Origin of the sequence: Corynebacterium sp. (assembly GCF_022712195.1) — a bacterium.
Taxonomy (GTDB): domain Bacteria; phylum Actinomycetota; class Actinomycetes; order Mycobacteriales; family Mycobacteriaceae; genus Corynebacterium.
Genome location: NZ_JALAGY010000076.1, coordinates 1 through 24,676, shown reverse-complemented (window position 1 = coordinate 24,676; position 24,676 = coordinate 1). Strand labels below are relative to the sequence as shown.

General features: G+C 68.1%; 28 protein-coding genes. 22 read left to right on the top strand and 6 right to left on the bottom strand.

What is annotated here, in order from left to right:
- On the top strand, positions 1-423 hold the full coding sequence (locus tag Q0A34_RS09800) for a hypothetical protein (RefSeq protein ID WP_291479809.1): 423 nt from the start codon (positions 1-3) through the stop codon (positions 421-423).
- Positions 420-761 (top strand): hypothetical protein, encoded by a 342-nt coding sequence (locus Q0A34_RS09795; protein WP_291479808.1) that lies wholly within the window; start codon positions 420-422, stop codon positions 759-761. The genes Q0A34_RS09800 and Q0A34_RS09795 overlap by 4 nt, the downstream gene beginning before the upstream one ends.
- Before the next feature lie 141 nt (positions 762-902).
- Here Q0A34_RS09795 and Q0A34_RS09790 read toward each other — a convergent pair whose 3' ends face one another.
- The 3 genes from Q0A34_RS09790 to Q0A34_RS09780 all read right to left on the bottom strand — a co-directional run bounded on the left by Q0A34_RS09790 (position 903) and on the right by Q0A34_RS09780 (position 2,002).
- Positions 903-1,499, bottom strand: coding sequence for a hypothetical protein (locus Q0A34_RS09790; RefSeq protein ID WP_291479807.1), 597 nt, complete (start codon positions 1,497-1,499; stop codon positions 903-905).
- Positions 1,500-1,601: 102 nt separating this feature from the next.
- Positions 1,602-1,850 (bottom strand): hypothetical protein, encoded by a 249-nt coding sequence (locus tag Q0A34_RS09785; RefSeq protein ID WP_291479806.1) that lies wholly within the window; start codon positions 1,848-1,850, stop codon positions 1,602-1,604.
- Entirely contained in the window at positions 1,847-2,002 is a 156-nt protein-coding gene (locus tag Q0A34_RS09780) for a hypothetical protein (RefSeq protein WP_291479805.1), read from the bottom strand. The genes Q0A34_RS09785 and Q0A34_RS09780 overlap by 4 nt, the downstream gene beginning before the upstream one ends.
- A 490-nt stretch (positions 2,003-2,492) precedes the next feature.
- Between Q0A34_RS09780 and Q0A34_RS09775 the strand changes: the two genes are divergently transcribed.
- The 8 genes from Q0A34_RS09775 to Q0A34_RS09740 all read left to right on the top strand — a co-directional run bounded on the left by Q0A34_RS09775 (position 2,493) and on the right by Q0A34_RS09740 (position 9,403).
- Positions 2,493-2,855: a hypothetical protein gene (locus Q0A34_RS09775; RefSeq protein WP_291479804.1), complete on the top strand. Its 363-nt coding sequence runs from the start codon at positions 2,493-2,495 to the stop codon at positions 2,853-2,855.
- 258 nt (positions 2,856-3,113) lie between these two features.
- Complete coding sequence (lepB, locus tag Q0A34_RS09770; protein ID WP_291479911.1) at positions 3,114-3,872, top strand: signal peptidase I; 759 nt, start codon at positions 3,114-3,116, stop codon at positions 3,870-3,872.
- Between the two features lie 22 nt (positions 3,873-3,894).
- Complete coding sequence (locus Q0A34_RS09765) at positions 3,895-4,557, top strand: ribonuclease HII (RefSeq protein WP_291479803.1); 663 nt, start codon at positions 3,895-3,897, stop codon at positions 4,555-4,557.
- On the top strand, positions 4,554-4,859 hold the full coding sequence (locus Q0A34_RS09760; RefSeq protein WP_038548047.1) for a DUF2469 domain-containing protein: 306 nt from the start codon (positions 4,554-4,556) through the stop codon (positions 4,857-4,859). Before Q0A34_RS09765 ends, Q0A34_RS09760 begins: the two co-directional genes overlap by 4 nt.
- Before the next feature lie 158 nt (positions 4,860-5,017).
- Positions 5,018-5,437 (top strand): YraN family protein, encoded by a 420-nt coding sequence (locus tag Q0A34_RS09755; protein WP_291479802.1) that lies wholly within the window; start codon positions 5,018-5,020, stop codon positions 5,435-5,437.
- Complete coding sequence (locus Q0A34_RS09750) at positions 5,434-7,077, top strand: YifB family Mg chelatase-like AAA ATPase (RefSeq protein WP_291479801.1); 1,644 nt, start codon at positions 5,434-5,436, stop codon at positions 7,075-7,077. Before Q0A34_RS09755 ends, Q0A34_RS09750 begins: the two co-directional genes overlap by 4 nt.
- Positions 7,074-8,378 (top strand): DNA-processing protein DprA, encoded by a 1,305-nt coding sequence (dprA, locus tag Q0A34_RS09745; RefSeq protein WP_291479800.1) that lies wholly within the window; start codon positions 7,074-7,076, stop codon positions 8,376-8,378. The genes Q0A34_RS09750 and dprA overlap by 4 nt, the downstream gene beginning before the upstream one ends.
- Before the next feature lie 17 nt (positions 8,379-8,395).
- Entirely contained in the window at positions 8,396-9,403 is a 1,008-nt protein-coding gene (locus tag Q0A34_RS09740; RefSeq protein ID WP_291479799.1) for a tyrosine recombinase XerC, read from the top strand.
- Between the two features lie 7 nt (positions 9,404-9,410).
- On the opposite strand, the gene Q0A34_RS09735 is transcribed toward Q0A34_RS09740, so the two are convergent.
- Entirely contained in the window at positions 9,411-9,995 is a 585-nt protein-coding gene (locus tag Q0A34_RS09735) for a M23 family metallopeptidase (RefSeq protein WP_291479798.1), read from the bottom strand.
- A gap of 632 nt (positions 9,996-10,627) precedes the next feature.
- On the opposite strand from Q0A34_RS09735, the gene rpsB reads away from it, so the two are divergent.
- The 5 genes from rpsB (at position 10,628) to Q0A34_RS09710 (ending at position 14,936) form a co-directional block, all read left to right on the top strand.
- The gene (gene rpsB, locus Q0A34_RS09730; protein ID WP_291479797.1) at positions 10,628-11,473 is read left to right on the top strand and encodes a 30S ribosomal protein S2; all 846 of its coding nucleotides are present in this window, start codon (positions 10,628-10,630) and stop codon (positions 11,471-11,473) included.
- A 54-nt stretch (positions 11,474-11,527) separates the two neighbouring features.
- Entirely contained in the window at positions 11,528-12,346 is an 819-nt protein-coding gene (gene tsf / locus Q0A34_RS09725; protein WP_291479796.1) for a translation elongation factor Ts, read from the top strand.
- Positions 12,347-12,601: 255 nt separating this feature from the next.
- Positions 12,602-13,297, top strand: coding sequence for a UMP kinase (gene pyrH, locus Q0A34_RS09720; RefSeq protein ID WP_244805525.1), 696 nt, complete (start codon positions 12,602-12,604; stop codon positions 13,295-13,297).
- A 149-nt stretch (positions 13,298-13,446) separates the two neighbouring features.
- On the top strand, positions 13,447-14,004 hold the full coding sequence (gene frr, locus Q0A34_RS09715; protein ID WP_291479795.1) for a ribosome recycling factor: 558 nt from the start codon (positions 13,447-13,449) through the stop codon (positions 14,002-14,004).
- A 35-nt stretch (positions 14,005-14,039) separates the two neighbouring features.
- On the top strand, positions 14,040-14,936 hold the full coding sequence (locus Q0A34_RS09710) for a phosphatidate cytidylyltransferase (protein WP_291479794.1): 897 nt from the start codon (positions 14,040-14,042) through the stop codon (positions 14,934-14,936).
- Positions 14,937-14,968: 32 nt separating this feature from the next.
- On the opposite strand, the gene Q0A34_RS09705 is transcribed toward Q0A34_RS09710, so the two are convergent.
- Positions 14,969-15,448 carry a lipopolysaccharide assembly protein LapA domain-containing protein gene (locus Q0A34_RS09705; RefSeq protein ID WP_291479793.1) on the bottom strand — a complete coding sequence of 160 codons (480 nt, stop codon included), beginning with the start codon at positions 15,446-15,448 and terminating at the stop codon, positions 14,969-14,971.
- A 68-nt stretch (positions 15,449-15,516) separates the two neighbouring features.
- Here Q0A34_RS09705 and rlmN point away from each other — a divergent pair, with 68 nt between their 5' ends.
- The gene (rlmN, locus tag Q0A34_RS09700) at positions 15,517-16,629 is read left to right on the top strand and encodes a 23S rRNA (adenine(2503)-C(2))-methyltransferase RlmN (RefSeq protein ID WP_291479792.1); all 1,113 of its coding nucleotides are present in this window, start codon (positions 15,517-15,519) and stop codon (positions 16,627-16,629) included.
- Between the two features lie 121 nt (positions 16,630-16,750).
- Here the strand turns inward: rlmN and Q0A34_RS09695 are convergent, their stop codons facing one another.
- Positions 16,751-17,215, bottom strand: a complete 465-nt coding sequence (locus tag Q0A34_RS09695; RefSeq protein WP_291479791.1) for a DUF2631 domain-containing protein — start codon at positions 17,213-17,215, stop codon at positions 16,751-16,753.
- Between the two features lie 184 nt (positions 17,216-17,399).
- Here Q0A34_RS09695 and dxr point away from each other — a divergent pair, with 184 nt between their 5' ends.
- The 6 genes from dxr (at position 17,400) to Q0A34_RS09665 (ending at position 24,629) form a co-directional block, all read left to right on the top strand.
- Positions 17,400-18,584, top strand: a complete 1,185-nt coding sequence (gene dxr, locus Q0A34_RS09690; RefSeq protein WP_291479790.1) for a 1-deoxy-D-xylulose-5-phosphate reductoisomerase — start codon at positions 17,400-17,402, stop codon at positions 18,582-18,584.
- Positions 18,581-19,810: a site-2 protease family protein gene (locus tag Q0A34_RS09685; protein WP_291479789.1), complete on the top strand. Its 1,230-nt coding sequence runs from the start codon at positions 18,581-18,583 to the stop codon at positions 19,808-19,810. The genes dxr and Q0A34_RS09685 overlap by 4 nt, the downstream gene beginning before the upstream one ends.
- Before the next feature lie 106 nt (positions 19,811-19,916).
- Entirely contained in the window at positions 19,917-21,089 is a 1,173-nt protein-coding gene (gene ispG, locus Q0A34_RS09680; protein ID WP_291479788.1) for a flavodoxin-dependent (E)-4-hydroxy-3-methylbut-2-enyl-diphosphate synthase, read from the top strand.
- A 132-nt stretch (positions 21,090-21,221) separates the two neighbouring features.
- On the top strand, positions 21,222-23,093 hold the full coding sequence (locus Q0A34_RS09675; RefSeq protein WP_291479787.1) for a penicillin-binding transpeptidase domain-containing protein: 1,872 nt from the start codon (positions 21,222-21,224) through the stop codon (positions 23,091-23,093).
- A gap of 11 nt (positions 23,094-23,104) precedes the next feature.
- Positions 23,105-23,989, top strand: a complete 885-nt coding sequence (map, locus tag Q0A34_RS09670; RefSeq protein WP_291479786.1) for a type I methionyl aminopeptidase — start codon at positions 23,105-23,107, stop codon at positions 23,987-23,989.
- Positions 23,990-24,035: 46 nt separating this feature from the next.
- A complete protein-coding gene (locus Q0A34_RS09665; RefSeq protein ID WP_291479785.1) occupies positions 24,036-24,629 on the top strand; it encodes a carboxymuconolactone decarboxylase family protein in 594 nt (197 codons plus the stop codon).
- Positions 24,630-24,676: the final 47 nt, after the last annotated feature.

Below are 24,676 nucleotides of genomic sequence, written 5' to 3'. Positions count from 1 at the left end.
ATGCCGATCGACCACCTGCCGAAGCGGCTGCGGCGCCCCGCCGAGCGACTCCGTGCAGCGATGATGACCGACGGCACCGGCCTGGTCCTGCTCGGCATCGGCTGTCTGCTGCGGGGTATCGCGTTCTGGGACTCCGAGCCGACCGACCACCCGCTGGAGGTCTACCTCGGCATGGACCTGTGGGCGCTGATCTGGCTGACCTTGGCGGGCCTGTGCTTCATGGGCGCGACCCGTCCCGGTAGCCGGGCCCACCGGTGGTCCTACGCCGCAGCCATCGGTCTGCACGCCGGGTGGGGAGCGTCCCTGCTCGGTGCCGGGATGTGGCTCACTGCGTCTTGGTACTGGCTGTTCCCTGCTGCGATCGTCTGGTCCCTGTGGCGAGGGTCGAAGCTCGAACTGAAGATCAGGGAGGTGCGCGAATGATGGACCTCGCCTCCGACGCGATCCGGTACGTCGTGCCCGCGCTGATTGGCGCCCTGGCAGGACTAGTGGGACTCCGGCAGGGCAAGAGCGACGGCGCAGACGGTGAAGCGTCGGACGCGCCCTCGACTGCCGAGCACTGGCAGCAGCTGCTCACGCAGATGCAGTCCTGGACGGACAAGCGGCTCGCTGAGCGGGACGATAAGATCGAGCGGCTGGACAAGCGGGTGACGTCACTGGAGTCCCGGTACCGGGCCGCGCTGCACTTCATCCGCACGTTGCTGCGTCGTCACCCGGATTCGTCTGCGGATATCCCCGCGGAGATCAGGCACGACCTGTGACGCAGCCCCGAGCGCAGACTCCCGTCCGAGGACAAAACGCGAGTGATATTATCACTCAGTTCTGCATCTGGTGATATTATCACCAGGATTTTGATTAAGGCCCCCACCGTCAGCAGGCGGTGGGGGCTTTTTCTCATTTGACTAGGTGTTTGGCCAACCTGGATGACTACGGCCGGAAACCGAATCCTTTGGCAACTTGACCCATTTTCCCGTTGGGCGAATTAGAAAGTGGTCGTCGCTGTAGAATCGGGAGACGACTCTGTTCCACCTTTTACGAGTCTTCGCAAAAATCTTCTCCTTCCATCGGTACCTTTCTTTCGAGGAGATCATGACCATTCCGAGGTGATCGTCCAACCCCTGGTTCCTTTTCGCTCCGGACGCCCAATGAAGAACCAATTTCGCTTCGTTGGCGTACTTCTGGGGTATGGCAATATCTCCTTCTATCGGATCATAAAATCGGTTGAATTCAATCAACCCCTCCGATATCTCGTGCCAGCGGTTTCCAAAATGGACGTAGGCCTCTAAGTCGTAGAAAGCGCCTGGTCCTACCACTCTGATGAAATACGTAAATCTCTGCATTTCGTCCACGGGGTCAAATAGTCGTATCCGCACCTCGAGTGCTTGTCTGTCTGGGCCGCGTTGCGCGACTTCCAGTTGGCTCCAGGCTAGAAATACCGCGAACGGAGTCCCGACTGCTGCCACGATGCTGGCGATGGTCCCGATGTAGTCCCAGTCCATCGTCAGGATCCCTCGGTAGTGAACCGGTGAGAGTCCCCAGGGCGGGTGGCTCCTAGTCCGTCGCAGGGCTTCGCATGGTCGTCACGCGGGACACAGTCGCTGCTAGACATCGGTGGTTCCTGTCGTGGCGGGGCGGCTGGTGCGGCTGTCCAGCCAGGTGCGGATCTCGTCGGCGCTCCACAGGCGGACGGTGTCCACCCGGTAGTGGGGCTGGGGGGCCTGCTCGCGGGTGACGTAGGACGTCCAGGTGCTGCGGGTGATGCCCGCCAGGTGGAGGATGCGGGACATCGGCCAGTAGGTCTGGCCGTCGGGCCCGACGACCTCGGTGATGTTCTCCAGCTCGGCGCTCACTTCGCACCGTCCTGGCGGGCGTTGATGACGTCGGCGGCGACGGTGGCGACCAGGACGGCCGCCATGAGCGCGATTCCCCACGCCGGGGGGTTCAGGCTCACCAGGTAGACCGACAGGGCGATTAGGGCGATGTAGCGGATGGTGGTGGTCATGGCTCGTTCCTCTCTGTTGTCCGTATAGTGAAAGGGTGGCCCCCGGGCCCGGCTAGTGCTGATAGCCGGGGCCGGGGGTTTCCTAGTCCTCGTCGTCGGTGTCGCGGGGCCAGTCTCTGACTAGCTTGATCCACGTGGGGCCGGCGATGATGACTGCCGCGATGATCGCGGCCCATCCGTCAGGGGACATAGGATTCCTCCTTTCACTATGTGATTGTCGGCTCCGGTGGGGACCGGGCCGGTGGGGTGGAAGTTGCCTCCCTGCCTCACATCCCTAAGTGTACAGCAATCTGCTGTAGACATCAAATCGGGAGGGGGACGGAGAGGTCTCCATCCCGCATCCATCCCGCACCGGGTGCCATATACCCCACATATGCCATGCGCCACGCAGGAGTCACAGTGCTGTGACCAGCGGCGGAAGTATCGCCCCAGGTGGCGAAAGTCGTCCCGCGGTTTCTACAACAATCAGCTCCTGGCAGGGAGGCTGGCGGTGGACGGCACGGCACACACCCACGGTGAGGTCACGAAGGGTGTCCCGTGGGACTCGGAACACTCCCGGAAGCGGGACAATCCCTGGATCAACGTCGACAACCTGACCATGCCGGTGCACATGGCGGTCGCCACCGGGATCCCGGACCCGCGTAGTTCCTACGACCTGGGGACCACCGTGGCCGGGGCGGGGATCGAGGTGGGCAGTCTGGGCGCCACCGCCGCGTGGGACCTGTGGACCCGACTTCGCGGGCGGGACAACGTGACGGTCACCTACACGCCGGTGGGCATCCACGCCTATGACACCTGGATCAACGCGGCCTTCACGGACCAACGGCTCTACTGGCGCTTCACCCGGTTCTGACCGGAGGACGGGGCGCCGGCGGGGGAGGACGACGTCACGGTGAGACGGGTATGGCCCCTGCTGCTGGTAACCTCTGATGCCGTGACTGATCCGAACGATCCCGAAGGCCCCGAAGACACAGACGCCACCGTGGGCGGCCCTGACACGGCCGGTGCCGCCGGCGCTGCCGGTGAGGACGACACATGGGGGGCCCGGCAGGGGGCGCCGACGGCGGTGGACCCGGGCGGGGCGGACGACGCCGACGGGGAGGAGCCCCGGTTGAGCGAACGGGAGAAGGTCGCCGCCCGCCGGAAGGAGTCCGAGCGCAGGCGAAAGCGGACGTACCCCTGGTGGGTCGAGTTCCCGGTCATCCTTGTGGTGGCGCTGGTGCTGCTGGCCCTGTTCAACTCCTTCGTGGGGCGTCCCTACCTGATCCCGTCGGAGTCGATGGAGCCGACCCTGCACGGGTGCGAAGACTGTGTCGGCGACCGGATCTTCGTCAACAAGCTGTCCTACCGGTTCGGCGGTGAGCCTTCACCGGGTGACGTGGTGGTGTTCAACGGGCCGGAGTCCTGGAACGACCAGTACGTCTCGCAGCGGTCCGACAACAGTGTCGTCAGCGGTGTCCAGACGGCGCTTTCCTATATAGGCATCCTCGCCCCGGATGAGAATGCCCTGGTCAAGCGTGTCATCGCCACGGGTGGTCAGACCGTGCAGTGTCAGGCCGGTGACCCCGGGGTGATGGTGGACGGCAAGAAGGTCGACGACTCCTACACCCGTTCGCCGTTGACCTACCAGGTCGACCCCATGACCGGTTCCGACGCCTGCCAGGGCGCCTACTTCGGGCCGGTCACCGTGCCGGAGGGCAATCTGTGGGTCATGGGAGACAACCGGACGAACTCCGGCGACTCGCGTTTCCACATCGGCGACGAGCTCCAGGGCACGGTCCCGGTGGAGAACGTCGTCGGAAAGGTCACGGCGAAGATCTGGCCGCTGGACCGCATCGGCGGCGTCAGCTCCCCGGACATCCAGCAGTAGAGGGGTGGTTCCGGTGCGCTCCATGCCGGACGGCAGGACGCTGGAGTGGGCGGTGCACAAGGCGGGGCTGGGTCCCGTCGCAGGCGTCGACGAGGCCGGCCGAGGTGCCTGCTGCGGTCCGGTGACGGTGGCCGCCTGCGTTCTGCCACCGGGCCCTGTGCCGGAGCTGTCCGGCCTGACAGACTCCAAGAAGCTCACGGCGAAGCGTCGGGACCACTTCTTCGAGGTGGTCAAGGACGTCGCCGTGGACTGGGCGGTGGTTCACGTGCCCGCGTCCTACGTCGACACCTGGGGTATCCAGCACGCGAACCTCGGTGGGATGCGCCGGGCGGTGGCGCGTCTGGACGTGCGGCCCGGGTACATCCTCACCGACGCGATGAAGGTCAACGGCTTCCCCCGGCCGCATCTGCCGGTGGTGAAGGGCGACCTGGTCGCCCGGTGCATCTCCGCGGCGAGTGTGCTGGCGAAGGTGTCCCGTGACCGGCTGATGGTCGAACTGGACCGGGAGTACCCCGGTTACGGACTGGCCGGTCACAAGGGATACGGAACCGCGTCGCACATGGCCTCGGTGAGTCTGCTCGGCGGGACCCCCGAGCACCGTTACACTTACTCCAATGTGGCTGCCGCCCGTCAGCGGTGGCAGGCCGGACCGCCGATCAAAAAGGGAGATGACCAGCAACCGTGAGCGCCGAGGAGCTTGAGGACTACGAGGCCAACGTGGAGCTGTCCATGTACCGCGAGTACCGGGACGTGGTCAGCCAGTTCAGCTATGTCGTGGAGACTGAGCGTCGGTTCTACCTGGCCAATGCCGTGGAGCTTCTGCCGCGCAACGCCAACGGAGAGGTCTACTACGAGGTCCGGATGTCCGACGCCTGGGTGTGGGACATGTACCGCCCGGCGCGTTTCGTGCGCTACGTACGTGTGATCACCTACAAGGACGTCAACATCGAGGAACTGGACAAGCCGGACCTGCGTATGCCTGACTGATTCTGCGGAGGTGCCGGACGTCCGTCCCCGCGGGGCGGTGCGGTGGTGGGCGCCTGGGAAGCGGCCTGTCCACAGGGGGTGGGTTCTCCACAGTCTCCAGGGGGAACAGGTGCCGGTGCAGGCAGGTGGCCCCGGCCACCGTGCCAGGGTGGTGAGCTATGTCAGCAGCCACGAACACCCCCGGCCACGGTCGGCGGAGCAGCTCCAGCCAGCAGCGGCGGCCACAGGCGCCCAGGAATCTCAGGGACGTCGGCGCGGCCGGGGAGGACACGGCTGCCGGGTATTTCCTCGAGCGGGGGTACCGCCTGCTGGACCGCAATTTCTACACCGCCCGCGGGGAGGTGGACATCGTCCTCTCCGGCGACGGGGTGATCGTGTTCGTCGAGGTCAAATGGCGTACCGACGGCCGTTTCGGTTCCGGGGCGGAGGCGGTGACCCCCGCCAAGCTCGCGGCGATGCGGCACGCCGGGGCGGAGTGGTTGCGCAGGAATCCGCGGCACCGGGCGCCGACAGTGCGTTTCGATGTCCTGGACATCACGGCCGGGGAGCTCACCCACTACGAGGGAGTGGGCTGGTGACCACCTTCAGCGACCGTTCGCCGGTTCGGGTCGGGCAGGCCCGGGGGATCGCCCTGAGCGGGGTCAGCGGGACCCCGGTGACGGTGGAGTGCGACATCAGCCGGGGGCTCCCCGGGATGAGCATCGTGGGTCTCGGGGACACTGCGGTGGTCCAGGCCCGTGACCGGGTACGTTCGGCGATGATCAACAGTGGTCTGGACTGGCCGAGGAGCCGGGTGGTGATGAGTCTGTCCCCGGCGTCGGTGCCGAAGCGGGGGTCGGGATTCGACCTTCCCATGGTGATGGCGATTCTGGCGGCGCAGGGGGTGGTCCCCTCCGAGAATCCCCGTGCCACGGTCGTCGTCGGGGAACTCGGTCTCGACGGTACTGTGCGGCCGGTGGACGGGGTACTCCCGATGCTGATGGCGGCCGACGGCGCCGGTTTCCTGCGGGCCGCGGTACCCCGGGCCAATGCCGTGGAGGCGTCCCGGGCCGCGCGGGTGACGGGCCTGGAGGTCGTGGGGCTGTCGCACCTGCGGGAACTGGTTCCGTGGCTGCGCGGGGAGCTGCCGGAGGGGCACGGCGGTGACTCCCTCTCATGTGACGGTGAGTGGCGGGACGGGCGACGGGACGGGCTGCCGGACGCGGCGCAGTCGTGCCCGCCCCCGGACCTGGCGGAGGTGTGCGGGCAGGCGGAGGCCCGGCGTGGCCTGGAGATCGCGGCCGCCGGGGGCCACCACCTGTGGCTGTCGGGGCCGCCGGGGTCGGGTAAGTCGATGCTGGCGGAACGGCTGCCTGGGATCCTCCCGCCGTTGCAGGAGAGCGAACAGCTGGAGTCGGCGGCGGTGCATTCGGTGGCGGGCGCCCGGGACCGGCTGGAGAGGGTGTGGCGGGGCGAACGGCCGTTCGTCGCCCCGCACCACTCGGTCACCCGCGCTGCCCTGACCGGTGGTGGTGCCGGGCGGATACGGCCGGGGGCGGTGAGCATCGCGCACAACGGTGTGCTGTTCATCGACGAAGCCCCCGAGGTGGCCGCCGGGACGCTTGAACTGCTGCGTACCCCGATGGAGACCGGCCGGATCGAGGTGGCGCGTCACCACGGCACCGTTGTCTTCCCGGCTCGGTTCCAGCTGGTGCTGGCCTCGAACCCGTGTCCCTGCGGTGCGGCGGAACCGGCGGACTGCCGTTGCCGTGGCGGGGTCCGTGACCGTTACCTGCAGAGGCTGTCGGGACCGCTGCTGGACAGGGTCGACCTGTCGGTGTGCACCAGGGCGGAGGCGACGGCCGGACTGGTGCCCGTGACTGACGGGGCGGGCCCGGCCCCTGAATCCAGCGACCGTGTGCGGGAGCGGGTGGTCGAGGCCCGGCGTCGCGCGGTGCACCGGTGGGGACGGTGGTCGTCCAATGCCTCGGTGCCTGGGCCGTTCCTGAGACGGGGCCATCCCGCCGATGACGCCGGCATGGCCGTGCTGCAGGAGAAACTCCGGTCGGGGGTGGTGTCGCACCGGGGTGTGGACCGCACCCTGCGCGTCGCCTGGACGATGGCGGACCTGGAGGGCGCGGCCCGGCCTGGGGTCTCGGCGGTACTGGACGCACTGGAGATGTACACCGGCCCGGTCGACCGTGACCGGGCCCGGGGAACCTGGACACGGGGAACATGAGGGAGGGCACGATGGGGGAGAACAGGGTGGTTGCTGAGACAGGGTCAGACGGGCACGGCGGGCACAGCGGGCACGGCGGGGAAGGATCACAGACGTCACGGTTGGCGGCGTGGATGTACCTGCGCCGGGTGGTGGAGGCCTCCCAGATGGAGCTCCTGGAGATGCTGTGGCCCGGTGGCGTCTCCGACGGGGCGATGGCCTCGGTGGACACCAGTGCGCCGGCGGACGTCGAACGGGTGGCGGGCATGGTCCGGCGCCGTGATCCGGCCCTGCCGGCGGCGCTGCGGGAAAAGACCAGCGGGAGGGCCGACACCTCGGTCCGGGGGGACCTCGCCTTCGCCCGGGAACACGGGTGGCGGTTGATCACCCCGGACAGCACGGAATGGCCGACGGAACTCATCGCCGGCTCATTCATGAACATCGGACCGGACACGATGGTCGACGGGATCCGCGGCCAGGCGACCCAACCGTTCGCGTTCTGGGCCACCGGGACCGCACGCCTCTCGGACGTCGTGGGCCGCAGCGTGGCCATGGTCGGCACGCGGTTGTCGACGGCCTACGGCAACCGCACCACCCACACCATGGCCGGCGAGCTCGCCACCGCCGGCTACACGGTGATTTCCGGGGGAGCACTGGGCATCGACACAGCGGCGCACTCCGGGGCCCTCAGTGCAGGTGGGCGCACCGTGGTGGTCACTGCCACGGGGCCCGGGCAGGTCTACCCCAGGTCCAACGAGGGCCTCTTCGAGGCCGCGGCGAAGCGGGGGCTGGTGATCTCCGAGTACCCGCCGCACCAGCGGGCCGCCAGGCACCGTTTCCTCACCCGCAACCGGCTGGTCGCCGCACTGTCCCGGGGCACCGTCCTGCTGGCGGCCGGCTACCGTTCGGGGGCGGTGAACACGGCGAACTGGGCCGACACGATGTACCGGCCGGTGATGGTGCTGCCGGGGCCGGTCGACTCGGCAGACTACATCGGCTGTCACAAGAGGATCCGCGACGGGGCCGGGATCCTCGTCACCCGCGCCGCGGACGTACGGGAGATCCTCGAACCCCTGGGCACCGTCGACGCCGAACGGCAGCTCAGTCTGGAGTTCAGCGCCTCCCCGGTACAGCAGCTCAAGGCCGACCAGCTCAGGGTCTACGACGCCTGCGGGGTCGACTCCGACAGCCTCGGGACGCTGGAGCACATCAGCGCGGAGACCTCCCTGCCCGTCAACGCCGTCGTCCGGATCATCACCGAGCTGGAGACACTGAACCTGGTCACCCGCTCCCACGACCGCTGGATCAAGATCCGGGAGTGAGGTTAGACTCCGGAGTCATGAGCAGCCAGCGGCCTTCCGGAGACGACGGCGTCCCGGCAACCCCGGTAGAACAGGGGGACCGGACGTCCGTCGCCGAGGCCATCGACGACTACCTCGAGTATCTGGCACTGGTCAAGGGCCGTTCCGTCAACACCGTCACCGCCTACGGCAGGGACCTCCGCGCCGCCTGCGAGGGGTTGGAGAACGTCGACCAGTTCACCCTCGAGCGGGGACGCGACGTCCTGGACTGGGCCCTGGAGGCTGGAGCCTCCCGGGCGTCTGTGGCGCGGCTGGTCTCCAGCATGCGCGGGTTCGGCAGCTGGCTCAGCCACACCGGCAGACTCCCGCTCAACCCGGTGTCCGCGCTGCAGGCACCCACCCCGCAACGGCACCTGCCCCGGGTCCTCGACAACAGGCAGGCGGACGCCCTGCTGGACCACGCCCGACGCAGGGCGCAGCAGACCGGACCCGGAGGGGAGGCCGGTCCCGACGCCGACGGGCACACCGTGGCGGTACGCGACTGGGCGATCCTCGAACTGCTCTACGCCAGCGGGATCCGGGTCTCGGAACTCTGCGGCGCCGACCTCGGCGACCTCGGCGACCGAGACCTCCGTGTCACAGGCAAGGGGAACAGGACCCGCGTCGTCCCCTTCGGCACCAGCGCCCGCGAGGCGCTGGACGCCTGGCTCGACGTCCGGCACCACCTCGCCGCACGGAAGAAGGCGCAGACCTCCACCGTCCCCGCGTTGTTCCTCGGCAGCCGCGGCGGACGGATCGACCAACGGCGCGTACGCGAGATCGTTCACTCCGCCGCAGAAGCGGCCGGCACGCCCGGGATCTCACCGCACGGCCTACGCCACACCAGTGCCACCGCGGTCCTGGAAGGTGGGGCGGACCTGCGCGTCGTCCAGGAACTGCTCGGACACGCCTCCATGCAGACCACGCAGATCTACACCCACGTCGGCGCCGAACGGCTACGGCAGGTCTACCGCCGGGCACACCCCCGGTCGGGATACCAGGAGTGACACCGCCTCAGCCCCACAGCCGCACCCGTACCGGGGCCAGCAGGCTCATCGGGTCGATGTAGCGCTCATGGTCCGGGCCGGTCCGTGCGCCCCAGGACAGGCCCGCGTCGCGCCGGGCGGAATCCGGGAGCTTGGCGGCGTCCGCCAGCACGCCGACGGCCTGGCCCCGCCGTACCGGGTCGCCGGCGGAGACTCCGGCGATCACCGGCTCATAGGTGGTGCGGACCCCGTCCCCGTGGGTGACGGACACCACGGGCGTCCCGGCGACCACCCCGGCGAAATGGACGGTGCCGTCGGAGCTGCTGACGACCACGTCTCCCGGGGAGGCCGCCAGGTCCACCCCGCGGTGGCCGGGAAGCCAGTCGTGCTCCGGGATGTCAGCGGCCCGGATCACCCCACCGGGTACCGGACGGTGATGGGGGACGGCTGTCCGGTGGTCGACAGCACTGACGGTACTGATGCCGGTTGTGTGCGGCCTCCCCTCGGGGCCGTCGGTGGCGGGTGCCGCCGCCACCGCCCCCACCGACCCCGTCACGGCCACTGCCGTCGCCACGGCGATCCTGCCGGCCCATGTTCTCGTCCACTCTTTCATCCCTGCCCCTGTCATAGGGTTCATCATCGCCGACCGGGGCCCTGTGCGCCCGGGCCCGGCGGCGGCCTGTGGACAACCCGCCGTCCGTCCGGGCGCGCCGGGACCGTCGAAGGGGCGACTGGGGCGTGTGGGGTGTGTGGGATGCCAGTGGTGACGTGGTGGTGCCACGGTGTGTTCCGGCTGGTCCCCGCTGCACAGGCGCGCGACGAAGAGTTGTGGGATCCCAGGGTGACGGGTAGATTCAACTACCGCAGTATGTCCGCCAGTCTGGCGCGGCACTCAGCCGGCGTTCCACGTCGGTTGCCGGAGACGGTTCCCGGGAATGTCACAGTCACACGCGATCTGTGCCAGGAGCGGGGGAGTGGCCCGATGCGCGGGAGTCGGTGGGCGTGCTGACATCGCGTAGGTATCGCGTGATCCGAACACTGTGGCCCGTCCGTCAACGGTCCCCGCTCCACGAGCGGGGTTAACTGGGCGGGGACAACCCGGGGATGCCTGCCAGGACGACCGACGAACTGACGGACCCCGTCGGCGAGTCGGCCGTGAAAGAACCGTCAACCTGAACTTTTGAAAGCGAGGAAGGGGAGCGGCGGCCGGGAACAGTCCCGGTCAGCGAACTCCCCTGAAATACCATGGCTGTTGTCACCATGCGCGAACTGCTGGACGCCGGCGTCCACTTCGGTCACCAGACCCGTCGTTGGAACCCGAAGATGAAGCGTTTCATCTTCACCGACCGTAACGGCATCTACATCATCGACCTGCAGCAGACCCTGACCTTCATCGACGAGGCCTACGAGTTCGTCAAGGAGACCGTTGCCCACGGCGGCAACATCCTCTACGTCGGCACCAAGAAGCAGGCCCAGGAAGCCATCGCCTCCGAGGCGGAGCGCGTCGGCATGCCCTACGTCAACCACCGTTGGCTCGGCGGCATGCTCACCAACTTCCAGACCGTCGCCAAGCGTCTGCACCGTCTCAAGGAACTCCAGGCAATGGAGGCCGCCGAGGACGGCTACAAGGGCCGCACCAAGAAGGAAGTCCTGATGCTGACCCGCGAGCGCAACAAGCTCGAGCGTGTCCTGGGCGGTATCTCCGACATGTCCAAGATCCCCTCCGCACTGTGGATCGTGGACACCAACAAGGAGCACATCGCCGTCTCCGAGGCGAAGAAGCTCAACATCCCGGTCGTCGCCATCCTCGACACCAACTGTGACCCGGACGACGTCAACTTCCCGATCCCGGGCAACGACGACGCCATCCGTGCCACCACGGTGCTGACCTCCGTGATCTCCTCGGCCGTCGAGGCAGGGCGTGCCGCCCGTGCCGAGCGCCAGGCCGCCGCAGCCAAGGAGGCCGCCGGCGACGCCGAGAAGACCGCCGACAAGGCAGAGCAGGCAGAGAAGACCGAGAAGATGGAACAGGCCGAGGCTCCCAAGGCTGACGCTGCTGCGGAGACCCCCGCAGCCGAGTCTGCAGAGTAATTCTCCCCACGTCTGTACTTTTCACTTCCACCATCTGAAGGAGGATCGCCTCACATGGCGAACTACACCGCCGCCGACGTCAAGAAGCTCCGCGAGCTCACCGGCTCCGGCATGATGGCCTGCAAGAAGGCCCTCGAAGAGTCCGAAGGGGACTTCGACAAGGCTGTCGAGATCCTGCGCATCAAGGGCGCCAAGGACGTGGGCAAGCGCGCTGAGCGCACCGCGGCCGAGGGCCTGATCGCCGTCTCCGGCAACACCATGGTCGAGATCAACTCCGAGACCGACTTCGTCGCGAAGAACTCCGAGTTCATCGAGCTGGCCAACCGCATCGCCGAGGCTGCCGCCGCCGCCAAGGCCAACAGCCCGGAGGAGCTGGCTGCCGCCGACGTCGACGGCAAGTCCGCCGAGACCGTCGTCCAGGAGCTGTCCGCCAAGATCGGTGAGAAGCTCGAGCTGCGTCGCGCCGTCACCATCGAGGGCGACAAGGTCGCCGTCTACCTGCACCACCGCTCGTCCGACCTGCCCCCGGCAGTCGGCGTGCTCGTCTCCTACACCGGTGACGACGAGGGCGCGGCCAAGGCCGCCGCCATGCAGGTCGCCGCACTGAAGGCCACCTACCTGTCCAGCGAGGACGTCCCGGAGGAGATCGTCGCCAAGGAGCGCGAGATCGCCGAGGCGACCGCCCGCGAGGAGGGCAAGCCCGAGAAGGCTCTGCCGAACATCATCGAAGGACGCCTCAAGGGCTACTTCAAGGATGCCTGCCTGCTGGACCAGCCGTCCGTCACCGAGTCCAAGAAGACCGTCAAGCAGGTCATGGACGAGGCCGGCGTCACGCTGAACGGCTTCGTGCGCTTCGAGGTCGGCCAGAGCTAGTCTCCGGACCGGCCTTCAGGCCCGACTCCGGTCGCGCCCCGGCTCCCGCCTCACAGGCGGAGCCCACCGGCCCCCACCGGACCCGTCGCATCCCCGCTCACGCGGGGTCGGCGGGTTCAGTGCTGTCCGGAGCCCTACGGCACGCTAGGATGATCAATCGGACACAGACCGCCCCCCCACACCCCACAAGGAGATCCCACGGTGGCCGAAAGCACTGCAAGCACTGGAAACGCCTCGACCGGCTACAAGAGGGTCATGCTGAAACTCGGGGGTGAGATGTTCGGCGGCGGCAAGGTCGGCATCGACCCGGACGTCGTGGAGAACGTGGCCCGGCAGATCGCCGAGGTGGCCAGCACCGGTGCGGAGATCGCCGTCGTCATCGGCGGCGGCAACTTCTTCCGCGGCGCCGAGCTTCAGCAGCGCGGTCTCGACCGGGCCCGCTCCGACTACATGGGCATGCTGGGGACGGTGATGAACTGCCTGGCGCTGCAGGACTTCCTGGAGCAGCAGGGCATCGACTCGCGCGTGCAGACCGCCATCAACATGGCACAGGTCTCCGAGCCGTACCTTCCACTGCGTGCCGACCGCCACCTGGAGAAGGGGCGCGTGGTGATCTTCGGCGCCGGCATGGGCATGCCCTACTTCTCCACCGACACCACCGCCGCCCAGCGTGCCCTGGAGATCGGCTGCGAGGTCCTCCTCATGGCCAAGGGGGTCGACGGGGTCTACAGCGACGACCCCCGCACCAACCCCGACGCGGAGCTCTTCACGGAGATCAGCCACCGCGAGGTCATCGAACGCGGCCTCAAGGTCGCCGACGCCACCGCCTTCAGCCTGTGCATGGACAACAACATGCCGATGCTGGTGTTCAACCTCCTCACCGACGGCAACATCGCCCGCGCCGTGGCGGGGGAGACGATCGGCACGCTGGTCGCGACCCCCGCTTCCTGACGCGCCGCGCCGTCTCCGACGGAGGCGACCCGCCCACTGCACCCGGTAGTGGTGAACTTCCGGGAAACTCCACTCCGGTGGCTGGTAGATTCGTCACTGGAACAGCAAGACCTGCCCGCAACAGTTTCATCTCCGACAAGAGGACAGCAATGATTGACGACACCCTGCTCGAGTCCGAGGACTTCATGAGCCGCTCGGTGGACCACGTCCGCGAGGACCTGACGACCATCCGTACCGGCCGCGCGAACCCCGCCATGTTCAACGGCGTGTTCGCCGAGTACTACGGTGTGCGCACCCCGATCACTCAGATGGCCACGATCAGTGTCCCCGAACCGCGCATGCTGATCATCAAGCCCTACGAGATGTCGGCGATGCAGGAGATCGAGAACGCTATCCGCAACTCCGACCTCGGTGTCAACCCCACCAACGACGGCCACGTGCTGCGCGTCACCGTGCCGCAGCTCACCGAGGAGCGCCGTCGCGACCTGGTGAAGGTCGCCAAGTCCAAGGGTGAGGACGCCAAGATCGCGATCCGCAACATCCGCCGGAAGGGCATGGACGCCCTGGCGAAGATCCAGAAGGACGGCGACGCCGGTGAGGACGAGGTCAAGGCCGCGGAGAAGGAACTGGACAAGATCACCCAGCAGTACGTGGGGCAGGTCGATGCGGTCGTGGAGTCGAAGGAAAAGGAGTTGATGGAGGTCTAGTGTCCGCTAGACGTTCATCAGAGCCAGACGCCGCCGTGAATGACGCCAAACCCGCACGCCGGGACGGTCACCGCCTGCCGCAGCCCAAGAACTCCGCCGGGCGGAACCTCCCCGTCGCCATCGCCAGTGCCGTTGTCCTCGGCGCACTGGTCGTCGGCGGCCTCGCGATCCCCTTCGTCTGGTACCCGCTGATCGCCGTGGCCATGGGCCTGGCCACCTATGAGGTGTGGAGCCGGCTCCGGGAGAACGGCTACGCGCTGAACCTGCCCGTCCTCGTCGTCGGCGGGCAGGCCATGATCTGGTTGTCGTGGCCGTTCGGTGTCACAGGGCTGACTTCGGCGTTCGCCTTGTCGGCGGTGGCCACCATCGTCGCCAGGCTCTTCCACAACGGCAGGACGGTGCCGCCCACCAACTGGCTGCGGGACATCGGCATCTCGCTGTTCGTCCTGGTCTGGATCCCCATGTGCGGGGCCTTCGCGGCGATGCTCTCGCAGCTGAGCTACCGGGATGTCCCGTGGCAGAGCTTCGTGCTCACGTTCATGCTGTGCGTCACCGCCTCCGACGTCGGTGGCTACGCCGCCGGGGTGTTCTTCGGCAGTCACCCGATGGTGCCGGCGATCAGCCCGAAGAAGTCCTGGGAGGGGTTCGTCGGCTCGGTGGTGCTTGCCTCGGTGGTCGGGACGCTGTCGGTGCTGTTCCTGCTCGACCTGCGTGACCCGGTGCACTACGTCCTGGGTCTGTCGCTGGGCGCGGGACTGGCGTTGTGCGCCACGGTCGGTGACCTCGTGGAGTCCCAGTTCAAGCGCGACCTGAAGATCAAGGACATGTCCTCGATGATCCCCGGGCACGGTGGCATCATGGACCGCCTGGACGGGATGCTGCCGGCCGCGATGCTGACCTGGATCGTGATGACGGCCGTCGCCTCCTTCTGACACCCCGGGGGCCGCGCTCTCCGGGGGAGGGATCAGCGGTTCCGGCCCCGGCCCCTGCGCCGGGTCTTCCCGTCGGCGGGGTGGTTGATCTGCCGGCGCAGCTGCAGGATCCGCACCGCACCGACGCTGGCCATCACCAGGGCCCCGGCGATGGCGGCGATGAGCATGCCCACGCCGATGGGGAAGTTCCACTGCCAGGCGAACATCTGCAGCTTCACCGACTCCTGGTTCTGCAGGATGAACACGAGCAGCAGGATCAGGATGACCGCGCCGATGGACAGCGCGACCCAGGTCGAACCGGCGACGGACCCGGCGACCGTGGGTTTCGCACCACCCCGTGGGCGTGCGTCCCCGGCGGGGTCCTCGTCGGAGGGGGAGTGGCCGGGGTCCGCCGACGTGGTCGCGGTGATCTCCGAGGTGGGGCTGCCCTCGGCGTTCCCGGACAGTTCCGTGGGGTCGGTGGCGGGGACGGCCAGGTCGTCTGCGTGGTCTCTACCGGAGCTCTTCGTCATGCCTTCCAGTGTAGTGCGATCTCACGATGTGCTCACGCCCTTCACGACGTGCAATAATGGCCGACACCATGACTACACCGGTACAACTGCAGTTCCGTGCCCCCACCAGGGGCATGCCGCCCACCCACCTGGCCGACCTCACCGACGACGAGGTGAAGTCGGCCGTCACCGACGCCGGTCTGCCCGGCTTCCGTGCCAACCAGATCGCCCGTCAGTACTACGGCCGTCTCGAGGGGGACCCCTCCCGGATGACCGACCTCCCCGAGGGCCTGCGCGCCACGGTGAAGGAGACGCTGTTCCCCACGCTGATGGAGTCGGTGCGCAACATCTCCTGCGACGAGGGGCAGACCCGCAAGACCCTGTGGAAGCTGCACGACTCGACGATGCTCGAGTCCGTCCTGATGCGGTACCCCGACCGTGCCACCCTGTGCATCTCCTCCCAGGCCGGATGCGGGATGGCCTGCCCGTTCTGCGCCACCGGCCAGGGCGGGCTGGACCGCAACCTGTCCACCGCCGAGATCGTCGAGCAGGTGCGTGCCGCGGCCCGGGCCATGCGCGACGGTGAGGTCGAGGGCGGGGAGGGGCGCCTGTCGAACATCGTCTTCATGGGCATGGGTGAACCGCTGGCCAACTACAAGCGTGTGGTGAAGGCGATCCGGCGCATCACCTCCCCGTCACCGGAGGGCTTCGGCATTTCCGCGCGCAATGTCACCGTCTCCACCGTGGGGCTCGCCCCGGCGATCCGCAAGCTCGCCGACGAGGGCATGCACATGCGGCTGGCGGTCAGTCTGCACTGCCCGGACGATGAACTGCGGGACACCCTGGTCCCCGTCAACAACCGTTGGTCGGTGGACGAGGTGCTCGAGGCGGCCCGCTACTACGCCGACAAGTCCGGACGGCGCGTGTCGATCGAGTACGCGTTGATCCGGGACATCAACGACCACCCGTGGCGTGCCGACCTGCTGGGCAAGAAGCTGCGCGGTGCTCTCGGCAACCAGGTGCACGTGAACCTGATCCCCCTGAACCCCACTCCCGGTTCGAAGTGGGACGCCTCGCCCAAGCCGGTGCAGGACGAGTTCGTCCGCCGGGTCACCGCCCAGGGCGTGGCCTGCACCGTGCGCGACACCCGCGGCCAGGAGATCGCCGCAGCCTGCGGCCAGCTCGCCGCGGAGGAGCGCTAGCACCTACCGCACCCCCGGGTCTCACAGTTGACCGGGCAGGACGGTGGGTGAACCTAAGCGAAACCCCGGCCCCACCACGATCTCGTGGTGGGGCCGGGGTTTCGAGTGTGCCGCGGCGGACCTAGTGGTGCAGCGCGTGCTTCGGGGTCTCGACGTGCTCGACACCGTCGGAACCGACGCCCGGGAGATTCCAGGACCGCAGCTCGGCGGTGGTCAGGTTCGCGTAGGCGCCGGTGAGGTTGCGCTGGTCGGTGGCCCAGTCGGGCTCCTGGTGACCCAGGGGCTTGTTGTGGGCGCTCACCGTCTTGCGCGAGGGCTTCGGCGACCAGTTCGGGGAGGAGCGGCGGGCGTAGAGGAAGGTGCCCACGATCACCAGGACGCCGAGGGCGACGAGCCAGATGTTCTCCACCTGGCCGGGGTGGTTACCGAACAGCATGCCGAACATGGAGAGGCCGCCGAGGTAGCCGAAGACGATCGTCGTCCGCCGGGGGAACTGGTGCCAGCCCCAGGCGGCCGACGGCTCATCCTCGGTGGAGACCCCGTTGTACACTTCCACCTTCGTGCCATGATTTCCGTGATCGGCCACGTCGATATCCTCCTGAACTAGGACGGCAGTGGTCACCTGCCGAATTGTCGCTCCCATTGTGACACATCCGTGTGGTTCCGTGAACTTGCGACCCGGCCCGGACTCCCCCGTTTGTGTGGCCCGGGGCAGGGGACGGGCGGCGACCGACGGCGTGGCTACCGCGTGGCCACGGCACCGTGGAACAATGGGCCGGGTGAAGAAACGCGTAGTGGTGCTCGGAAGCACCGGTTCGATCGGTGTCCAGGCGCTCGAGATCATCGCGCAGAACCCTGACCGCTTCGACCTGGTCGGGGTGTCCGCGCACGGGTCGAAGCCTGACGTCCTGCTTGATCAGATCCGTACCTTCGGCCTGTCCGCGGGCCAGGTGGCTGTCGCCAGCGACCGGACGGCTGACGAGATCGACCGTGAGCTCGACGGTCATGTGGTCCGCGGGGTGGACTCCGCACGGCAGCTCGTGGAGGAGTTGACCGGGGCCCTGGAGCTGGGGGCCGACGACGTGGTACTCAACGCCCTCGTCGGCTCGTTGGGGCTGGACGCCACCCTGGCCACGTTGAACGGCCGGGTGCGGTTGGCGTTGGCGAACAAGGAGTCGCTGGTCGCCGGCGGTGAGCTTGTGCTCAGCGCCGCAGCTGAGGGCCAGCTAGTCCCGGTGGACTCGGAGCACTCGGCCATGGCCCAGTGCCTGTGGGCGGGGCGCTTCGAGGACGTGGAGTCACTGGTGCTCACGGCCTCAGGAGGACCGTTCCGTGGGTGGACCCGTGATCAGCTCCGGGAGGTCACCCCGTTGCAGGCGGCGAACCACCCGACCTGGTCGATGGGGCAGATGAACACACTGAACTCCTCGTCGATGGTGAACAAGGGGCTGGAACTCATCGAGGCCTCCCTGCTGTTCGGCGTCCCGGCGGAGAAGATCGACGTCACGGTGCACCCGCAGTCCATCGTGCACTCCATGGTGACGTTCCGGGACGGTGCGACGATCGCCCAGGCGTCGCCGCCGTCGATGAAACTGCCGATCAGTCTGGCACTGGGGTGGCCGGAACGCGTGCCCGGGGCGCAGCGCGCCCTCGACTTCTCCACGGCGTCCACATGGGAGTTCGAGCCTCTGGACGACGAGGTCTTCCCGGCGGTGCGGCTGGCCCGCGAGGCGGTGTCCGCCGGAGGCTGCATGCCGGCGGTCTACAACGCCGCCAACGAGGAGGCCGCGGTGGAGTTCCTCGCAGGGGCACTTCCGTTCCCCCGGATCGTCGACACCATCGCCGAGGTCATGGAGGACTGCTCGGACCGGGTGGGGCGTCCCCACGATGTCGGTGACGTCCTCGACGCCGAGCGTGAGGCACGCGCCAGGGCGCATGAGAGGATGGGCCTGTGAGTTTCGCCTTAGGTGTGGTGCTTTTCGCCCTGGGGATCGGTGTCACCATCGCCCTGCACGAGGCCGGGCACATGGTCGCGGCCCGGGCCTGCGGGATGCGCGTGCGCCGTTACTTCATCGGTTTCGGACCGACGGTGTGGTCGTTCACCCGCGGGCACACCGAGTACGGTCTGAAGGCCGTCCCGTTGGGCGGCTTCTGCGACATAGCCGGGATGACGGTCAACGACCCGTGGACCGAGGAGGAGGAACCCTACCTGATGATCCACCGGCCCGCCTGGAAGCGGGTAGTGGTGATGATGGCGGGGATCATCGTCAACATCGTCCTCGGGGTGCTGATCATCTTCGGTGTGGCCGTGAGCTTCGGTCTGCCGTCCACCGAGCCGCCGAAGGCGGAGGCCGTGGAGCTGGTGTGTTCCCCGGACGTGGTGGACGAGGACGCGGAGACCGCGCCGCCCTGCACGGGCGAAGGGTCGGCCGAGTCGTCCGGCGTACAGGTGGGGGACACGTTCCTCAGTGTCGACGGGGAGCGGACCGGGGGAATCCCCGACGTCATTGAGGCGGTCCAGGCGATCGGCCGGGACGCCGGGGAGGACGGCGTGCAGGTGGGCGACACGGTGACCGTGCCGGCCACCGTCGACCGCAACGGGCAGCGGGTGGACCTGGACCTGCAGGTCCAGGTCGTGGAGCGCGCGGGCGAGACTGTCGGCGCGATCGGCGTGCAGTTCGACGGCAGCGGCCAGATGGTCGACTACAACCCGGTCACGGCTGTCGGCGGTACGGCGGACTTCACCTGGAACCTCGGCCGGCAGACCGTCGAGGCGCTCATCGACCTGCCGCAGCGCTACTGGCCGGTGGTCCAGTCGATCTTCGGTGCCGAGCGCCAGCCGGACAGTCCGGTGAGTGTCGTCGGCGCCTCCCACGCGGGCGGGCAGCTGGTGGAGCAGAACCAGTGGATGGCCTTCCTGGTGCTGCTGGCGAACCTGAACTTCTTCCTGGCGGTGTTCAACCTGGTTCCGTTGCCGCCCTTGGACGGCGGCCACGCGGTCATCGTGATCTACGAGAAGCTGCGGGACAGGCTGCGTCGTCTGCGCGGCCTGGAGCCAGGCGGCCCGGTCGACTACGTCAAGGTGATGCCGGTGACCTACGTGGCCACGGGTGTCCTGATGGTCTTCGGCCTCACCGTGATCGTCGCCGACGTGGTGAACCCACTGCAGCTGTTCCCCTGACCACGGCACCTCACGCGTCCCGCCGGCGCCACTGCTTTCCCCTGTCAGAGGCCGCGGGCGTAGACTGGGGCCGTCGATCCACAAGGAAAGAAGGACTAGACCACACATGACCGGAATTTCCCTCGGTTTGCCCGACGCCCCGCCGCCGGTGCTGGCTCCCCGTCGCAAGACCCGCCAGCTGATGGTCGGCAATGTCGGCGTCGGAAGTGACTACCCCGTCAGCGTCCAGTCGATGACCACGACCAAGACGCACGACGTCAACGCGACTCTGCAGCAGATCGCCCAGCTTACCGCGGCCGGCTGTGACATGGTGCGTGTCGCCTGTCCGAAGACCGTCGACGCCGAGGCGCTGCCCGCGATCGCCAGCAAGTCCCCGATCCCGGTGATCGCGGACATCCACTTCCAGCCCAAGTACATCTTCGCCGCCATCGACGCCGGATGTGCGGCGGTCCGGGTGAACCCGGGCAACATCAAGGAGTTCGACGGCCGGGTCAAGGAGGTCGCCAAGGCCGCCGGGGACGCGGGTATCCCGATCCGCATCGGAGTCAACGCCGGTTCGCTGGACAAGCGGATCATGGACAAGTACGGCAAGGCCACGCCGGAGGCGCTGGTGGAGTCCGCCCTGTGGGAGGCCAGCCTGTTCGAGGAGCACGGCTTCGGCGACCTGAAGATCTCCGTGAAGCACAATGACCCGGTGATCATGGTCGAGGCCTACCGTCAGCTCGCCGCGCAGTGCGACTACCCGCTGCACCTCGGTGTCACCGAGGCAGGGCCGGCGTTCCAGGGCACCATCAAGTCCTCCGTGGCCTTCGGTGCGCTGCTGGCGGAGGGGATCGGTGACACGATCCGTACGTCCCTGTCCGCTGATCCGGTGGAGGAGATCAAGGTCGGCGACCAGATCCTGCAGTCGATGAACCTGCGCCCGCGGAAGCTGGAGATCGTGTCCTGCCCGTCCTGCGGGCGTGCGCAGGTCGACGTCTACAGCCTCGCCGAGCGGGTCACCGCCGGCCTTGAGGGGATGGAGGTGCCGTTGCGCGTCGCCGTGATGGGTTGCGTGGTCAACGGTCCGGGTGAGGCACGCGACGCCGACCTAGGTGTGGCCTCCGGCAACGGCAAGGGACAGATCTTCGTCAAGGGCGAGGTCATCCGCACCGTCCCCGAGGACCAGATCGTGGAGGTGCTCATCGAGGAGGCCATGAAGATCGCCGAGGAGATGGACCCCGAGGTCCTCGCTGCGGCGGGGGGCAACGGCTCACCGCAGGTCAAGGTCACCAGCTAGACTCCAGGTCGCCTACCGCCGCTGCGCACCTCACCGGCCACGACTCCGCGGGGGGAGGGGTGTCGGCCCGTGGCTGGTGACGCGTTCGTGTTTGTCCACGGAAGCAGCGCCGTACGCTGCTAGCGTCGGAGCATGATCCAGATTCCGGGGACGCAGGCCCCGAGACGCACCACCACCGCCACCGTCCTGTGCCTCCTCCTCACGGTGGTTACTGTCGCCGTCACCGCGTGCACCCCCAGGCCCGACGTCGCCGACGACGTCATCGGCGACTTCCTCGCCGCCGTCGGCTCGCGGGACCTCGACACCGCGGCTGGGCTCACCGACGACGCGACCACGGCGTCCTCCGCGCTGGAGGACTCCTGGTCGGCGTTGCAGGCGGAGTCGCTGGACGCCGAACTCCACGACGTCCGGACCGAGGACAACGTGGCCACCGCCGACTACACCATGGCGTGGGCACTGCCGGGGGACCGGACGTTCCGTTACGACGCCACCCTGACCGCCACCCGCACCGACGGCGACTGGACGGTGCGGTGGCGCTCCTCCGTCCTGCACCCGGACCTCGGCTCCGACCAGCACCTGGAGCTGCGCCGGGTCGAGCCGCAGGTCGCCGACATCGTCGGATCCGACGGGGCGGTGCTCGCGACACCGGGGACCAGGTGGCGCGTGCTGCTGGACACCGACGAGGCCCGGAAGAACGGCGGCGTGCAGGGGGCGGTCGACAGCATCGCCCGGGTGCTCGACGTCGCCCACGCCCGGGACGAGGAGGTCCCCACCGTCGACCGCTCCCGGGCGTCCACGGAGGCCCTCGACGCAGGGGGCTCCTACTCGGTGACGATGATCCCGGGCGACTTCGGCGACCGGGTGAAGGACGACCTGGAGGCCATCGACGGTGTGCGGCTGAACGAGGAGCCGGCCATGGTCCGTCCCGACCCGGGGTTCGCCCCCGACATCATGTCGCGGGTGACCCAGCTGGTGGAACCAGAACTCGCCGGCGAGCCCGGGTGGGAGGTCGTGGCGGTGAACCGGAACGCCTCAGTGGTACGCACGATGGAACGCACCCCGGCCGACCCCGCCCCCGCGGTCACGGTGAGCCTGTCCCGGCAGGTGCAGGAGGCCGCCCAGAAGGCGGTGGACACCCGCCCCGACGACCAGGCGATGATGGTGGTCATGCGGCCGTCGACGGGCCAGGTGCTGGCCGTCGCGCAGACCGCGGAGGCCGACAAGCAGGGGGACGTGGCACTGTCCGGCCAATACCCGCCGGGCTCCACGTTCAAGGTGATCACCGCCGCGGCGGGGCTGGAGAAGGAGGACCTCACCGCCGACTCGACGGTGTCGTGCCCGGCGACCCAGGACATCGGCGGACGTGTCGTCACCAACTACAACTCCTTCTCCCTGGGCGAGACCTCGATGCGCAACGCCTTCGCGCAGTCCTGCAACACCACCTTCGCCCGGATCTCCACGGACATGGCACCGGGGGAGCTGAAGGACGAGGCGAGGAAGTTCGGGCTCGGCCGCGACTACGACATCCCGGGACTGACCACCGTGACCGGCCAGGTACCCGAGGGCGAGGTCATGCTGGACCGCACCGAGGCCGGCTACGGGCAGGGACTCGACCTGGCCAGCCCCTTCGGCATGGCACTGGTGGCGGCCACCGCGGCCAACGGGAGGACCCCGGTGCCGAAGCTCATCGACACCGAGGACACCCACACCCTGGACGGCGACGGGAAGAAGGCCACCGAGGGGGAGCCGCTGGACCCGCACGTCCTGGGCAACCTGCGTGACATGATGCGCGCGGTCGTGACCAGCGGGTCCGGCACGGCGATCTCCGGTGCCGGTGAGGTGTACGGCAAGACCGGTGAGGCCGAGATCAACGAAGGTTCCCACGCCTGGTTCATGGGCTACCGCGGCGACCTGGCCTTCGCGACGATGATTGTCCTGGGCGGCGGTTCGGAGCATTCGGTGGCGGTGACCCAGCAGTTCCTCGCCACTCTGGACGGGGAGTAGGCTGGGACCTCATGAGTAGAGCGCTTCTGACCCCCGGCACACCCACCCCGGTCCGTAAGGTCCCGGACAGCATCGAACGTCCCGAGTACGTGTGGAAGGACTCGGTCCGGGAGAACATCGGTGAGCCGTGGGTGCAGACCCCCGAGGTCGTGGAGGCCATGCGCGAGTCGTCCCGGATCGCCGCGGGGGCGCTGTCCGCCGCCGGCGCAGTGGTGGCTCCGGGCGTGACGACCGACGAGATCGACCGTGTCGCCCACGAGTACATGTGCGACCACGGCGCCTACCCGTCGTGCCTGGGCTACCGGGGGTTCCCGAAGGCCTCGTGCATCAGCCTCAACGAGATCGTGTGCCACGGCATCCCCGACTCCACAGTGGTGCAGGACGGTGACATCGTGAACATCGACGTCACCGCCTACAAGAACGGGGTGCACGGCGACACGAACGCGACGTTCCTGGCCGGCGACGTGGCGGAGGAGCACCGTCTGCTGGTGGAGCGGACCTACGCCGCGATGTGGCGGGGCATCAAGGCGGTGAAGCCGGGCCGGGAGATCAACGTGATCGGCCGGGTGATCGAGGCCTACGCCAAGCGTTTCGGCTACACCGTGGTGCGCGACTTCACCGGTCACGGCGTGGGGCCGACGTTCCACAACGGTCTGGTGGTGCTGCACCACGACGAGCCGTCGTATGACACGGTGCTGGAGCCGGGGATGACCCTGACGATCGAGCCGATGCTCAACCTCGGCGAGCTTCCCTACGACATCTGGGACGACGACTGGACCGTGCAGAACAGGGACGGCAAATGGTCCGCCCAGTTCGAGCACACCATGGTCGTCACCGAGAACGGCGTGGACGTGCTGACCTTGCGGGAGGACGAGAAGGACCAGACCGCGAAGTAGCGGATCCGGCGGACGCCGGGGCGGAGCTCAGGTAGCGTGTTGGGGTATGAACATATCTCGCGTGGAGTCAACGTCCTCGGAGGGGCCGAGCCGGATCGTGCGCCCCGGTGAGAAGGTTCCGGGGGTGCGGGAGGTCGGGGTGGTCAACCACCTGGTCGCCCGCATCGGGGCGAAGGTGCAGGGGACGGAGACCATGGGGGTGTTCTCCACGATCGGGAGGGCGCCGCGCCTGTTCAAGGCGTGGCTGGTGTATTCGGCGACGATGATGCCCTTCGGCTATCTGTCGCGCAAGGAGACCGAACTGGTGATTCTCCGCGTCGCACACCTGAAAGGCTCGGAGTACGAGGCGGCGCACCACCGCAAGCTGGCGGCGTCGGTGGGGCTCACCGCCGGGGAGATCGCGGCCATGGAGGGGGAGTCGCACGGGCAGACGCGCCGTCGGGGAGTGATCCTCGACGCCGCGGACCAGATCGTGCAGGACGGAGACGTGGAGGAGTCGACGTGGTCGGCGTTGGCGAGCTACCTCTCCGACCGAGAGATCGTGGCGTTGGTGATGCTGGTGACGAACTACGCCGGTCTCGCGACGGCCCTGTCGGTGCTGGGGACGCCGGTCGACCGGAAGAAGGAACCCAGACTGTAGTTTTGGTGCTGGACGTTGTCGTGAATGTGGGTTACCCTGTGGTGGTC

Excerpts from the sequence above, each read along its gene's own strand:
- Q0A34_RS09800 (WP_291479809.1), top strand. The coding sequence starts at position 1 with ATGCCGATCGACCACCTGCCGAAGCGGCTGCGGCGCCCCGCCGAGCGA.
- Q0A34_RS09795 (WP_291479808.1), top strand. The coding sequence starts at position 420 with ATGATGGACCTCGCCTCCGACGCGATCCGGTACGTCGTGCCCGCGCTG.
- Q0A34_RS09790 (WP_291479807.1), bottom strand. The coding sequence starts at position 1,499 with ATGGACTGGGACTACATCGGGACCATCGCCAGCATCGTGGCAGCAGTC.
- Q0A34_RS09780 (WP_291479805.1), bottom strand. The coding sequence starts at position 2,002 with ATGACCACCACCATCCGCTACATCGCCCTAATCGCCCTGTCGGTCTAC.
- Q0A34_RS09765 (WP_291479803.1), top strand. The coding sequence starts at position 3,895 with ATGCCGGACGGCAGGACGCTGGAGTGGGCGGTGCACAAGGCGGGGCTG.
- Q0A34_RS09755 (WP_291479802.1), top strand. The coding sequence starts at position 5,018 with ATGTCAGCAGCCACGAACACCCCCGGCCACGGTCGGCGGAGCAGCTCC.
- dprA (WP_291479800.1), top strand. The coding sequence starts at position 7,074 with ATGAGGGAGGGCACGATGGGGGAGAACAGGGTGGTTGCTGAGACAGGG.
- Q0A34_RS09740 (WP_291479799.1), top strand. The coding sequence starts at position 8,396 with ATGAGCAGCCAGCGGCCTTCCGGAGACGACGGCGTCCCGGCAACCCCG.
- Q0A34_RS09735 (WP_291479798.1), bottom strand. The coding sequence starts at position 9,995 with ATGAAAGAGTGGACGAGAACATGGGCCGGCAGGATCGCCGTGGCGACG.
- rpsB (WP_291479797.1), top strand. The coding sequence starts at position 10,628 with ATGGCTGTTGTCACCATGCGCGAACTGCTGGACGCCGGCGTCCACTTC.
- tsf (WP_291479796.1), top strand. The coding sequence starts at position 11,528 with ATGGCGAACTACACCGCCGCCGACGTCAAGAAGCTCCGCGAGCTCACC.
- pyrH (WP_244805525.1), top strand. The coding sequence starts at position 12,602 with ATGCTGAAACTCGGGGGTGAGATGTTCGGCGGCGGCAAGGTCGGCATC.
- frr (WP_291479795.1), top strand. The coding sequence starts at position 13,447 with ATGATTGACGACACCCTGCTCGAGTCCGAGGACTTCATGAGCCGCTCG.
- Q0A34_RS09705 (WP_291479793.1), bottom strand. The coding sequence starts at position 15,448 with ATGACGAAGAGCTCCGGTAGAGACCACGCAGACGACCTGGCCGTCCCC.
- rlmN (WP_291479792.1), top strand. The coding sequence starts at position 15,517 with ATGACTACACCGGTACAACTGCAGTTCCGTGCCCCCACCAGGGGCATG.
- dxr (WP_291479790.1), top strand. The coding sequence starts at position 17,400 with ATGGGCCGGGTGAAGAAACGCGTAGTGGTGCTCGGAAGCACCGGTTCG.
- ispG (WP_291479788.1), top strand. The coding sequence starts at position 19,917 with ATGACCGGAATTTCCCTCGGTTTGCCCGACGCCCCGCCGCCGGTGCTG.
- Q0A34_RS09675 (WP_291479787.1), top strand. The coding sequence starts at position 21,222 with ATGATCCAGATTCCGGGGACGCAGGCCCCGAGACGCACCACCACCGCC.
- map (WP_291479786.1), top strand. The coding sequence starts at position 23,105 with ATGAGTAGAGCGCTTCTGACCCCCGGCACACCCACCCCGGTCCGTAAG.
- Q0A34_RS09665 (WP_291479785.1), top strand. The coding sequence starts at position 24,036 with ATGAACATATCTCGCGTGGAGTCAACGTCCTCGGAGGGGCCGAGCCGG.